The sequence below is a fragment of the Phycicoccus sp. CSK15P-2 genome (genome assembly GCF_016888005.1).
Lineage (GTDB): Bacteria > Actinomycetota > Actinomycetes > Actinomycetales > Dermatophilaceae > Phycicoccus.
Map to the genome: position 1 here is coordinate 118089 of NZ_JAFDVE010000024.1, position 12543 is coordinate 130631.

The window sequence follows — 12543 nt, forward strand, 5'->3', positions numbered from 1 at the left end:
GCCTCACATCCGCTCGGGCGCCGAGACGCCGAGCAGGTCGAGGCCATTGGCGAGCACCTGGCGGGTGGCGTCGCCCAGCCACAGCCGGGTGCGGTGGAGGTCGGTGACCTCCTCGTCGGCGTTCTGCGGGCGGACCCGGCAGGTGTCGTACCACTTGTGGAACCGGGCGGCGAGCTCTTCGAGGTAGCGCGCGACCCGGTGCGGCTCGCGCAGGTGCGCGGCCTGCGCGACGACGCGCGGGAAGTCGCCGAGCACCGCCAGGAGCGCGGCCTCGGTGGGGTCGGTGAGCAGCGCGGCGTCGAAGCCGTCGGCGCGGCGCACCCCGTCCTCGGCGGCCAGGCGCGCGACGTTCGCGGTGCGCGCGTGCGCGTACTGGACGTAGAACACGGGGTTGTCGTTGGACTGCTTGCGCAGGTCCTCGCCGTCGAGGCTGAGCGGGCTGTCGGCCGGGTAGCGCGCGAGCGAGTAGCGGATGGCGTCGGTGCCGATCCACGAGATGAGGTCGCGCAGCTCGACGATGTTGCCGGCGCGCTTGGACAGCTTGGCGCCGTCGAGGTTCACGAGCTGGCCGATCCGCACCTCGATGTTGTGCTCGGGGTCGTCTCCCGCGCACGCGGCGATGGCCTTGAGCCGGCCCACGTAGCCGTGGTGGTCGGCGCCGAGGAGGTAGATCTTCTCGGCGAAACCGCGGTCCTTCTTGCTCAGGTAGTAGGCGGCGTCGGCGGCGAAGTACGTGGGCTCGCCGTCGGCCCGGATGAGCACGCGGTCCTTGTCGTCGCCGAAGTCGGTGGTCCGCAGCCAGACGGCGCCGTCGTGGTCGAGGACGTGGCCCTGCTCGCGGAGCCGGGCGACGGCCTGCTCGACCGCGCCGTCGTCGTGCAGGCCCTTCTCGGAGAACCAGACGTCGAAGTGCACGCCGAAGTCGGCGAGGGTGTCCTGGATGTCCTTCAGCTGGGCCGCGTAGGCGGACCGCTGGGCCTCGGGCAGCGCCTCGGCGTCGGGCAGCGTCGGGAGGTCCGGACGCTCCGCGACGGCTGTCGCGGCGAGGTCGGCGATGTAGGCGCCCGGGTAGCCGCCCTCGGGGGTGGGCTCGTCGCGGGCCGCGGCGAGGACGGAGCGGGCGAGCTTGTCCATCTGGCTGCCGGCGTCGTTGATGTAGTACTCGGTGGTCACGTCGGCCCCGGAGGCGCGCAGCAGCCGGGCCATCGCGTCGCCGAGCGCGGCCCACCGGGTGTGGCCGATGTGCAGGGGGCCGGTGGGGTTGGCGGAGATGAACTCGACGTTGACGACGTGCCCGGCCGCGGAGTCGTTGCGGCCGTACTCGGGGCCGGCCTCGACGATGGTGCGGGCGAGCTCGCCCGCGGACGCGGCATCGAGGGTGATGTTGAGGAATCCCGGCCCGGCGACCTCGACGGCCTTGATGCCGGAGGCCTCCGCGAGGCGCCCGGCGAGGGTGCGGGCGACGTCGCGCGGGGGCATCCCCGCGGGCTTGGCGAGCTGCAGGGCGATGTTGGTGGACCAGTCCCCGTGGTCCCGGTTCTTCGGACGCTCCACGCGGACCTCGCCCGGCACGGTGACGGCGAGGTCACCGGAGTCGACGGCGGACTGCAGGGCACCGCGGATGGCGGTGGAGAGCTCTTCGGGGGTCACCCGGACAAGTCTATGGGCGTCGCCGACGCCCCCTGCCGCCCGCCGCGAGGCGTGAGACGGCGGCGACGATCTCGTCAGGGTCGAAGGGCTTGCCGAACAGGGCGTCGAAGCCGGCACCGCTCGCCTCGGGCTGGTCGGTCTCGGAGGTGGCGGCGGTGAGGAGGACCACCGGCACGTCGTCGAGCCGGGGGTGGGACCGGATGGCGGCGATGGCCCACCATCCGTCGTAGGGAGCCATCTGCTGGTCCAGGACGATGACGTCCGGGCGGCGGCGCTCGAGGTCGATGAGGCGCGCCATGGCCTCGTGGCCGTCCGCGGCTTCCTCGACCACGAACCCGCCGATCTCGAGATTGATCCGGAGCAGCGTGCGGATCGCCTCGGTGTCGTCGCACACGAGGACGAGGGGTGCGGCTCCGGGGTCCTCAGGCCCGGATTGCATGCGGGCCAGAGTAGGCTGCTAGCCTCTCCCAGCGCCGCGGTTTCGGCCGTGACATGGCCATTCGGCCCCCGTAGCTCAGGGGATAGAGCACCGCCCTCCGGAGGCGGGAGCGCAGGTTCGAATCCTGCCGGGGGCACCACACCGCAGGTCTCTGACCTGCGGTGATGTGTTTACGGGGGTCGAGCGTGCAACAACCGTGCAACAGCTGAAGTCTGCTGTCGCCGCACCAGGTGCGCTGTTGCACCCGTCACCCCTCTGAAGAAGCCAAGAAGACCAAAATCGGAATCGACGCTGTGCCAGTTCGTGAGGCGCTCCGCGCTCCCCAGCACAAGCAACCACGCGACGTGTAGCCAGTGCGAGCGGCCCGTCGCCTGGATCTCGACCGACTCTGAGTCGATCCGAACACAACCTTGCGCTTCCTCCCGAAGAACACTCGATGCAACAGCCGCCCCACATCAATCATCGCTCCACCAGCGCGAAGTGACCAAAATGTGCAGCCTCTACATCGCGAGCAAATGCTCAACGCCAATCTTAATCAAGCACGGACGTTCGATAACCCCTGGCCGCACCTCACCGCCTGCTAGGCTGCGCAATCCCACATTTCCTCGCCCGCGAGCCGCAACAGCCAGTCGCGAAGCGGGTCGAAAACACTTAGCCTGCGGAGCAAAGTGCAGTCAATGCTTGCGTGCAAACCCCTCGCGAAGTCTCTGTGAGATGGCCGGTGCCCCCCCATATCTCCGATGAGAACGCACATCGCTATCAGCAAGTCATGGCCATTGCAGAGATACTCGAGATCATCGCCGTCGATGCCCGCTTCGGCAGCAGTCCGTAACTCACTTTGATGCCCAGGGACACCGGCTTTTAAACATGCAAAGCGAGCTGCGGGTTCGATGTAGTTTCCTGGACTTCCTTGCTTGACGATCTCCTGTATTGGCAAAGATGCGAAAGAGATTCCTAACTTCTGTACTGACGCATGCCGCCGCATCAGCCCAATCGCGCCGGCCAACGCCACGGCCTCTCCCCTCACCAAATGAGACAAGCGCGTAGCGGCCTCATGAGTTGTCGCCTCTGAGATGAGGTGGCTATAGACCACCCGCGACACGTGTGGCGCACAGATAAAGACAATCTCGGCTTCCAAATCGTAATGAGATGTGGCGAAAACGTTGCTAGGCATCGAAATGCCATCGAGATCTCTGTCAACAACGGCGATGACCCAATCATCGCCATTTGCCTCATGCAATTCCGCCGCAAGTAAGGTAGCGCGCTTGCCAAATCCAGGGGCGCTACGAACAAACTCATCTCGCATATGCGGAGCCAAAATTGACTGATCAGAATCAGATTCTACTAGGACGACGGGTCGACCATCGACCCCTCGCGTCATCTGATTGGTGTTGAAGATTGTTTGGCCTGTTATTGAATCGCGCACATTTAGTCCACAGTGAGTTCGTTGGTCCGCTCCCACCACGTATCAATTATTTGAGGCGAGTGGGTGGCAACAACGAACCTCAGTTCAGAGAGACGCGCGATTTCGAGGATATCGCTAAGGAATTGTTGTTGCCATGCAACGTGGAGTGATATCTCGGGTTCATCGATTAGAACTACTGAATTGGGATCAGTGCGGAAAAGAAGATCGTATAGCAGCACCATTTCGTGCTGCTCACCGGAAGATAGGCTCTCCGACGGGATAAGCGCGTTAGTTTCCTTGCTTCGGACTGAGATGCCTTTGTTTACATCAATTGTTACGGTCTTGCGAACGAGTCGCGCGTTCATGATCTTGACGAACAACTCTAGACGCTCGAGGAGACCAGTGAAGACAGCCAACTTCTGCTCTGTGTCATCCAGATAGGTCGACAGGGCCTTGATCTCAAAGGCCCCGAGTTCATTCGCGGGGAGCTCGACCTCTCCTTGGGCATCAATCAACGAGAAAGTCGCAAGACGCTCACGAAGCTCGTTCTGAGCTTGATACTGCTCCCGAATCATCTTGTCGCTCGACGTCTTGTCTTGATTCTCAATGATGCGCTTTGGGAAGGTTCTGTCTAACTGTTGGCTGAGACGAGAGTGTGAAGTGACTGTATGTGAAAGTTGAGCGCGCAGGTCGTCAGAGTGCTGCGTCACCGTGGACACGTAGCTCACGGGAGGGACGTCTTCCCACGGCTCCCGGCTGGTGGGCTTGGGCATTGCCATCAGGCGCTGCGTCTCGATGAGATGAATCGGCACCGTGGCGGTGAAGTCTTTGATGCCGTCTGGCACGGTTGCCATCCGACGTCTCCGCGCCGTCGCGCGGCCAGGAGGAGAGTTCCAGTAGACCCGAGACAAGCGTTCATACAATTCGCCAGTGCTTAGCACCTCACCATCAGTGCTATCTCGCCACATTGTCGAATCGATTTGGGTCCAACTGGTAGCCACCTCGAGCCAACGTTCAAATCGAGCGTCCCATGCGGTGCGAATCACGTGACCCTCTTCTGAGCCGTCCGCTCGGGTTAGCGTCACTTCACAGACTCTGCCAGTGGGCTCCTCAGCATCTGCATCGTCTTCAGCTAGCTGGAGCGGAAGTTCCTCCACGCCTTCTGGCTTAACAAACTCAAGCTTGGATCCGTCATCGAATCGCAGTCGAAGGAGGGAGAAAGGAGTGTGAAGAAGATCGAAACTCTTCATCCCAACGGCCGCACGCATCAATTCTAGTAGTCGCGTCTTACCTACACCGTTAGGGCCGAAGATGATTACGAACTCTTGGTCCGCGGGGAAGTCGATTGTGTGGTCGAACGTGCCAAGGAGTTTGGTTACAGCCACCTGCACTAGGCGCGGCTGTCTCTGATCCTGTATCGACCCGGACGTCTCCTCGACACTCATGGCTTCAATGTAGACGGTCGCGCCCGCATGTCCCCGCAGCTCTGCGTTCGTGGCACCCCTCAGTGCAGTCAGCACGGCGACCGACCAGTTGATGCTTCTTTGGACACACCTACTGTGCGGAGTGCTGGCCGCAACCGGCTGATCCATGGGCATCGCAGGAGTGCTTTTCGCCTAACCAGACATCGAGTCGGCGCAGGTGGCTACGGCGTCACGTGAGCCTCAGCAGGCGTGGCACCGCGGCCAGCGGACGGAGCACGGCGACGGGGTGTCGTCGCCGAGTCCGTGACGCACCACCCGGATCGATCGTCGGCGGGGCGTCATCTCGACATCCGCGCTGCCGACTTCAAGTGCCTCCGCCAAGGCGGGTGGCACCGCTCTACGCTGGCCGCCACGTGCGTCGTCAGAGACGCCAGTGATCGCCGGTGACCAAGCTCCCACGACACCGCCACCAGTTTCTCAGCCGTCCCTGGCTCTCGGTGGCTCGCACCAAGCGTTCGGTCGCGCTCAGGCTCACTTGCGACGACCCCGATTTCGCAGAACCCCGTCAACCGCACACCTCATGCATGCCGGGGTGAGGTCTATCGTTGTGACGACCAAAATCGCGCGCGAATCGTGCGCCCAGAGGCGGTGCTCATGAGCGCAGAACCACCCGAGTCAGCAGCCAACCGGGAACGTCGATCTCCGCGCGCACCTGGCCAGATGGTGGCGTGCGGATGGTGCGGTACGGACGTACCCGTCCCGGCGCGCGGCAGGGTGCCGAAGTGGTGCTCCCCCACTTGTCGACACCGCGCCTGGGAGCAGCGCCGAGCCGCCGAATCGGGCCTGTCCGCGGTCGAGGTTCGTGATCGAGTGATTGAGTCCGTGCGCACCGTGAAGGTCGTTGAGCACCACCGCGTCGACGTCCCGGTCGATCCACGCCCACGAACCGTTGAGGACTACGCAGCGATCCTCACCGAGCTCGCCGTGCGGCTCGACACAGGCCGTGTCTACGACCGCGACCTGCCAACACTCGAGCCTGGAGTCACGGCAGTTTTGGAAGCGATGACCCGCCGCTACCTCTGACGGCCAGTGCGCTGAGCATGCACACGACCCAGATCCATAGGAGGGCCCAAGGGAGGGGCCTCCTCCGGTCCGTCGTCGCTAGCTCGGCTTGCGGCGGAAGGACGCAGGACTATGACCACTTGGGCTGGGGGACACACCGCATGGCGTGTGGCAGCGAACGTCCCGCTGGCTTGGCGTCATCCCGATGGGTAGACGGTCAGGTCTTCGTCACGGACGATGCCATCGACCCATTGCTCCAGTTCGCCAAAGTTGGCGACTCGTGTCAACTTGACCTGATCTTTCGCCACGCCAAGCCGCCTGAGATTGGCAGCAACTGGGGCTGGGTTGAAGTCCACAATTTCAATCGCCATCCCACCGGCCGACGCGGTCGTCGCGGAGGCGATCAGATTCCCGATTGTGAGGTCAGTTAGAGGGAGGGAGTATCCGAAGATGCAGAGTCGTTCCGCATTGGTGAGTGCCTCGTGCGCATCCAGCCAGACTTGCCTCGATATGGGGTTGGCGTAGTACGCAGATTTTGCGGATGCGGGCGGGACGATAAACAGCTCTTTGCCGGCTGGTTTCAACTCGGGGTCTTCGAGACGAGGATCGAGTTCAGCACCCCACGCCGTTGGCGGAATGCGGCCGATGGTCTCGCCCGTCACATCTCCAGGTACCCAGAACGTGTCAAGGCTCCCGTGAAGCTTGAGGAGCGAGTAGGTGGATACTCGCTGTCGACCCGTTGAAAAACCCTGAGGCTCGAGGTAGATAGGCGCCTGTTCGCGCACTCGCTGAGCATGGAACGCAGGGACTGCGGTTCTCTGGCCCTCCACGGAGCGGAGCATGGTCGTGGTCGCGGACTCCAGCAGTGTGTCGTAGTTGAAGGACACCACGCTATGACGCCCGTTGTGGAGGAATCGAACCAGTCGGTCCAGCCACGGAGGTATTGGCTCGGCCATGGCCCGTCCCTGCCCGTCCTGGATGGCCTGCCTGATGGCCCTAACCGCGTAGACGAACAGTTGCGAGTTCCCGGCGTTGACGGCCTCGTCCAGGTACGGCTGTGATTCGGCAAGCACGGAGAGCCATCGTTCGAGATCTTGCCCATCGCGGAGGTCAGGAATGAGTTCAAGCTGGCGGGGGTCTTGGTCCTCGCGAGTAATGACACCGCACAAGTCGCTAGTGAGGGGGACATGTGACGAGATGGCACGTGAGAAGCCGGCGCCGACGATCATCGTGAATGTCATGGGTAGAACTCTGGCAGGCCCAGGTAGTCGGCAGCGGCACGAGGTAGCGCCCGAGATGGCCGCGTGCACCGAGTAGACCCCGAGCGCGTGACCAACGTGCGCGGAGTTTCTAGCAGATCCGGGCTGATGGCGTCGTACCCAGTCATCTGAAGAGCGGACCGGCATCGGCGCCAACCGTGGCCCTCTGCCCCCACCACCCCCGTGACCAGTCCCATCTGCCGCCCACCAACCAGCAGTTCAGCGAGCGGTCCGGTTCTCGAAGTGCGTCCGCGGGCGGCGTTGTTGTGACGTAGGTCAGGAAGCGGACGCTCATCTACGCTCGAGACTATGGCTGTCGATCCTGCGCTCTTCGAGCTTGCGAAACCCGTGGAGGAGGGTTTGGCATGGCCCCGCCCTGCATGTCCCAACTGCCAATCCGGCTATGTTGGGTTCGCGAAGCCCACTGAGGACGAGAGCCACTCATCGGCTTCCGCACGAACGCACTCGGCGTGGGACCCGGAGTGGATCAACGGCACCTTCGTCGTACGTGGGCAGTGCGAAAATCCGGATTGCCAACAAGCCGTCCACGGCACAGGCGACTACCGAGTCGACTATGCCCGAAAGCGGGACTACGACGAGAACGAGGGCGGCCCTCCGTACTCCACTTTCTACAGCGTCACTCACCTCCACCCGCCTATGCTGCTCATGCCCATCCCCAAGTCAGCACCAGAGGAGGTCCGCGAAGGAGTGCTTCGCGCCTCGCGCGTCCTCTTCGCCGACCCCGGCCTCGCCGCAACCGCTCTCAGAGCTACAGTCGAACTCTTCCTCACCTCCGAAGGCATCTCAGCGGTCAGCACAAACGGGGAGTTCCGCAGCGCCCACAGTCGGATTACCGAGTGGAAGAACGCCGACCCCAGTCGTCCATCAGTGGCCGACCTGTTCTTCGCGGTCAAGTGGCTCGGAAATGCCGGAACACACGAAGACTCCGACCTCACTACCATCGAGGTGCTCGACGGTGCTCGAGTGCTCGACGAGGCATTTCACCGTCTCTTCCTCGGGGCGGACATCGACAAGCACGCGCAGACCATCAATGCCGCCAAGGGCCCGAATCGGACGCCCTGAGGATCACCACCCACCTCGCCCATTCGCTCCTGCGACTGCGTGTCACGTCCGTCTTGCCACGAACGGCGACTGGTGTGGGCGATCGCCCCCCCGGGTGTCCGTCTTGTCTTCTGTGCAATCGCACGAGGTTGGCGCGGGCCTGACACCCCGCCAACGGCTTGGTTTGGCCAGTGCCAACAGTGGTGCGCTACGGACAGCTTCACCTGCCAACCGTTCATCTGAGTGCCAATCGGCGAACGCATGTGGCACCGTCTCGCCAGCGGCGTGACGCGCACCTTGGTACGTCACACAGAGTGCCAAGCGGTGTTGGGTGGAAGATGTCGGTCGACGGAGGGAGACTTCGGGGATGGCTGGACATGGAGCGGCCGGGCCGGCAGCCGGGTACCTATACCAGACCGACTGGGCACTGGTTGACCTGCTTCGCAAGGGGCACACCCGCCCGGACCAGGCCATTACCCTTGAGCTTCACGATGACGTCGCCTGGTCCGAAGTGGACGAGGCCGGCGACCCCGTGGAGCTGTTGCAGGTGAAGCTGCACCTGAAGTCGACGTCGGCGGGCCTCGGCGACATGGCAGTTGACATGTGGAAGACGCTCAAGGTCTGGATGGACCGCACAGATGTGGGCGACCCGCAGGGCCCCGAGCTGTCCCTCGTGACCACATCGGTGGCTCCCGAGGGGACGGCCGCCTACGCTCTCCGGCCCGCCACACGAGATGCTGACCTAGCCCTCCAGCGACTCCTTGCGGCCGCCGAAGACTCCACGAATGCCGAAACCCAGGCAAGCCGCGAGGCCTTCCTCGGCCTTGCCGCCTCTGTTCGGTCGACGTTGTTGAACCGCATCCGAGTACTCGACGGACAACTGCCGGTCGAAGACCTCGACGTCGCGATTCGCGAGTCGCTGACCTGGGGGCTGCCGAGCGGCGGGGCAGAGGCGGAGAACAGTTTCGTCGCTCAGGTCTGGCACTACTGGCACCGCGTTGCCCTCGACATGCTGGCCGGCCGACGGCGATCCATCAGCGTCACGCAAGTGAGCAGCTGGGTCCGGGACCTGCGAGACAGGTACACCACGGAGAACCTCCCCACGACCGTGCCCCTGAACTCGGTAACGGACGAACACATCCAGTTCTACGACGGCGCCCGGTTCGTCATCCAGCTCGATCTCATCGACTACGCCAGCAACGCGCTGCGCACTGCCATCATCGACTACCACCGGGCGATTACCCAGGAGACTGAGTGGCTCAGCGACAGCCTGTTGGACGTGCAGGAACTCCGCACGTTCGAAGACGAGCTGCGGTTTGAGTGGACGCGCGAGTTCGAGACGATGGTCCAGGACCTGGAGCTTGACGCGCTGAGCCCCGAGGACGCAGAGGCTGTCAAGCGCAAAGCGGGACGTGGCCTGCTGAACTATCTGCTGAGGTCGACCGCGGTCTCTGTCCGCAAGCACTACCATGAGGGCTTCTACGCGCGTGGCAAGCGGCACGAGTTGGCCGGCCACGATGACGAGGCCCAGCGCATCGGCTGGCATCCCGACTTCGTCGAGAGGCTGGAAGCACTCGCGACCGGCGCCTGACCTCGGAGCGTGAGTCCCGTGGAACGCGTCTGGAAGCGGGTTCGCGCTGGCATCATGTCTGGCCATGACCACCTGGAGCGAACGCTCACGAACGCAGGCGGTCATGCTCAACCCTGCTCTTCTGGCGACGCTGACCGCCAACGCTGCAATCCGGTACAGGGGGGACCGTGACCGGGCGATGCCTTGGGCCTACGCGTTCATCATCGCGCCGCTTGTCCTGCACCGCGGCACTCGAGAATCGCTGCCTCGCAATATCCGCGCGAACCTGAACACGTGGGTTGCCGACCACCCGGTCGAACACGCCGGCCTCGCACGGCGCGCCCTGTCGCTGCGCGACCCGGTCCAAGAAGGACTCCGCTTTGGTCTTCGCGCGGGGATCATGGCGGTTGACCGCGACGGCGGTCTCACGGGTGAGCTTGCCAGCGGCAGGGGGCACGCGCTCGCGAAGGACAGCGAGGTCCAGCAGATTGTCGCCCGGGCCGGCTTCGTGGGGCGGTGGCTGGCCAAGATCGAGCAGCCTGCGACCGTCTTCGTCGTCCTCGGCGTGGCACCCTAACCCGGTGCAACTTCTCGCCCTCGTCCTCTACAACGCCGATGGTCGGACCCGGCGGATTGACTTCACGCCCGGGGCGCTGAACATCGTCACCGGGGAGTCCGGGACCGGCAAGAGCGCCCTGCTCACCATTGTCGAGTACTGCCTGGGACGTGACACCAACCTGGTGCCGGTCGGCCCGATCTCGGACACCGTCGAGTGGTACGGGGCGTTGTGGCAGCTGGACAACGCGGGAGCGCGCGCGTTCGTCGCCCGTCCAAGACCTGCCGGGCAGAATGCCAGCACCACTCTGGCCATGCTCGAGTTCGGCACCAACTACGAGCCGCCAGTTCTCGCCGACCTGCGGCCCAACACCGATACCCGGCAGCTTCGACAGCAGCTGGGTCGCCGCACAGGTATCGAGGAGAACCAGACGGAGCCCGGGCCGTGGGCGCTACGTCAGGGGCTAGAGGCAAACATCGGTCATGCCGCGCTGCTCTGCCTTCAGTCGCAGTCGGAGGTCGCGAGCCAATCGGTGATGTTCCACCGGATGGGCGAGGACGGCATCGACCAGGCGCTGCGGGACACCATTCCCTACTTCCTCGGCGCGGTTGCCCCGGACGAAGCCAGAAAGCGAGCCCAGCTAAGGGACGCCCGACGCACGTTGACCCGTCTCGACGGAGAGTACGAGCGCGCGCTGCAGGTCGCTCAGACCGTTGACGTTGAACTCGGCTCGCTCTACTCGGAAGCCCGAGCGGTTGGACTCGTCGAGGATGCCGACGTCGAGAACCGCACGGCCATGATCCGGGTGCTGCAGGCAGCTCGGACGGCCCGCCCAGCCGACACCGAGCCCGCAGACGGTCCAGCTGACCAAGATCGCCGACGGGCGCTCGAGTCGCGCCGCGATGAGCTCAGTGCCCAGCTTCGCGTTGTCATGGAGAACAGGAGCCTGCTGCTCAACGAGACGGAGGCTGCAGGGGGGTTCGTGTCGGCGCTCTCCCAGCAGGAGTCTCGACTCACCTCGCTTAACCTCCTGCCGACACTCGCCGCAGCCGATGGCCACACGGACGCACCGGACTGCCCCGCCTGCGGCAGCCGACTCGAGAATCCCGATCCGACTGCCGACGCACTCCGCCGGAGCCTCGAGGACCTTCGAGCCCAAGTCGGCACCCTTGCCGGGGCTCGTCCCGCACAGCGTCGCGCCCTAGACGCCCTGGACGCCGAAGCCGAGTCACTACGAGAGCAGCTCCGGGTGGCCGAAGGTGCAATCCGAGATCTCGAGCGCAGTCGTCATGTGCAAGCCGAGGCCCAGTCCAGCAGCCGGGATTTCACCCGGGGGCGCATCGACGCCATCCTTACCCGAGCAACGTCTGTCGACGAGACCGGCCTGGAGGTGCTGCGGCAGCAGCTTGAGCAGACCCGGTCCGCCGTCGAAGCCCTGGAGGCTGAGCTCGACGACGACAACCGCCGCGAACAGCTGACCTCGCGCCTTGTCGCCGTCGGCCGCGACATCAAGCGGTATGCGGAGGCGCTGGACCTCGAGCACAGCGCTGAGGACGTGCGGCTCGACCTCGCCCGACTGACGGTCGTCGCGGACACTGACACTGGGCCGGCGCCCCTCACGCGCATCGGCAGCGCGAAGAACTGGGTCGGCTACCACCTGGCCACTCACCTAGCTCTGCACCGATACTTCACGAGGCAGAACCGCCCGGTCCCTCGCTTCCTGATGTTGGACCAGCCGACCCAGGCGCACTACCCGTCGGAGAACGACAACGAGAGCGGGCAGCCCGAAGAGGACGCGGACCGGGTCGCGGTCCGGGCCATGTTCAGTCTGATGCGCGACGTCGTTGAAGAGCTGGCTCCGGAGTTCCAAGTCATCGTGTGCGACCACGCCGACCTGCCGGAACCCTGGTTCAACCAGGCGGTGCGAGAGCGGTGGCGCCACGGGGACAAACTCATACCGGCAACGTGGCTGGAAGCGGCAAGGGGGGACTAGGGCCTGTTACGAAAGTCGTCGCAGCCAGTGGTCGATGCTGGCGACGTGGACGGTGGCGGCGTAGCGGACGGCGAGCTTGTCGTAGCGGGTGGCGAAGCCGCGGTGGTGTTTGAGGTGGTTGAA

Annotated in this window: 10 protein-coding genes and 1 tRNA gene; 6 read left to right on the plus strand and 5 right to left on the minus strand. The window is 64.4% G+C overall.

Annotated features, from left to right (window positions below; all coding sequences use genetic code 11):
• Positions 1-3: 3 nt before the first annotated feature.
• Positions 4-1650 (minus strand): arginine--tRNA ligase, encoded by a 1647-nt coding sequence (argS, locus tag JQN72_RS14725; protein WP_204135881.1) that lies wholly within the window; start codon positions 1648-1650, stop codon positions 4-6.
• A gap of 10 nt (positions 1651-1660) precedes the next feature.
• On the minus strand, positions 1661-2089 hold the full coding sequence (locus JQN72_RS14730) for a response regulator (protein WP_204135882.1): 429 nt from the start codon (positions 2087-2089) through the stop codon (positions 1661-1663).
• Positions 2090-2153: 64 nt separating this feature from the next.
• Here JQN72_RS14730 and JQN72_RS14735 point away from each other — a divergent pair.
• Positions 2154-2228, plus strand: a tRNA-Arg gene (locus JQN72_RS14735).
• Positions 2229-2669: 441 nt separating this feature from the next.
• On the opposite strand, the gene JQN72_RS14740 is transcribed toward JQN72_RS14735, so the two are convergent.
• Both JQN72_RS14740 and JQN72_RS14745 read right to left on the minus strand, forming a co-directional pair.
• On the minus strand, positions 2670-3395 hold the full coding sequence (locus tag JQN72_RS14740) for a hypothetical protein (RefSeq protein ID WP_239100681.1): 726 nt from the start codon (positions 3393-3395) through the stop codon (positions 2670-2672).
• 122 nt (positions 3396-3517) lie between these two features.
• A complete protein-coding gene (locus tag JQN72_RS14745; RefSeq protein WP_204135884.1) occupies positions 3518-4939 on the minus strand; it encodes an AAA family ATPase in 1422 nt (473 codons plus the stop codon).
• An 861-nt stretch (positions 4940-5800) separates the two neighbouring features.
• Here JQN72_RS14745 and JQN72_RS14750 point away from each other — a divergent pair.
• Positions 5801-6001: a hypothetical protein gene (locus JQN72_RS14750; protein WP_204135885.1), complete on the plus strand. Its 201-nt coding sequence runs from the start codon at positions 5801-5803 to the stop codon at positions 5999-6001.
• Between the two features lie 176 nt (positions 6002-6177).
• On the opposite strand, the gene JQN72_RS14755 is transcribed toward JQN72_RS14750, so the two are convergent.
• The gene (locus tag JQN72_RS14755; RefSeq protein WP_204135886.1) at positions 6178-7221 is read right to left on the minus strand and encodes a hypothetical protein; all 1044 of its coding nucleotides are present in this window, start codon (positions 7219-7221) and stop codon (positions 6178-6180) included.
• A gap of 327 nt (positions 7222-7548) precedes the next feature.
• Here JQN72_RS14755 and JQN72_RS14760 point away from each other — a divergent pair, with 327 nt between their 5' ends.
• From JQN72_RS14760 to JQN72_RS18970, 4 genes are all read left to right on the plus strand, one after another.
• The gene (locus JQN72_RS14760; protein ID WP_204135887.1) at positions 7549-8322 is read left to right on the plus strand and encodes a DUF4145 domain-containing protein; all 774 of its coding nucleotides are present in this window, start codon (positions 7549-7551) and stop codon (positions 8320-8322) included.
• A 346-nt stretch (positions 8323-8668) separates the two neighbouring features.
• Entirely contained in the window at positions 8669-9892 is a 1224-nt protein-coding gene (locus JQN72_RS14765) for an ABC-three component system protein (protein WP_204135888.1), read from the plus strand.
• Positions 9893-9956: 64 nt separating this feature from the next.
• Positions 9957-10448, plus strand: a complete 492-nt coding sequence (locus tag JQN72_RS14770; RefSeq protein ID WP_204135889.1) for a three component ABC system middle component — start codon at positions 9957-9959, stop codon at positions 10446-10448.
• Positions 10449-10452: 4 nt separating this feature from the next.
• Positions 10453-12420, plus strand: coding sequence for a DUF3732 domain-containing protein (locus JQN72_RS18970; protein ID WP_204135890.1), 1968 nt, complete (start codon positions 10453-10455; stop codon positions 12418-12420).
• Positions 12421-12543: the final 123 nt, after the last annotated feature.